This window comes from Pseudomonas sp. HY13-MNA-CIBAN-0226 (assembly GCF_040310305.1).
GTDB lineage: Bacteria > Pseudomonadota > Gammaproteobacteria > Pseudomonadales > Pseudomonadaceae > Aquipseudomonas > Aquipseudomonas gregormendelii.
On record NZ_JBEOPS010000513.1, the window covers coordinates 1 to 246 of the forward strand.

At 53.3% G+C, this 246-nt stretch carries 1 protein-coding gene; it reads left to right on the forward strand.

The window, feature by feature from the left end; translation table 11 throughout:
* On the forward strand, positions 1-246 hold a 246-nt coding region (locus AAEZ05_RS29715; RefSeq protein WP_350650223.1), incomplete at both ends, for an RHS repeat domain-containing protein.

The following is a 246-nucleotide window of genomic DNA, read 5'->3' on the forward strand; positions in this document are numbered from 1 at the left end:
GGCTTACAGCGTTTTGCCTACGACGCTGAAAGCCGACTGGTCGAAGTGCACAATGCAAACGGCAGTGTAGTCAGAATGACGTACGACCCGTTGGGCCGTCGCGTCGAAAAAACCGAGCATGACAACGATGGCTATCGATTGGGCGTGACGCGATTTACCTGGGATGGATTGAGGCTGTTGCAGGAGCACAAACATAGCCAGACCAGCCTTTATGTCTATGAGGAAGAAGGAAGCGAGCCTTTAGCC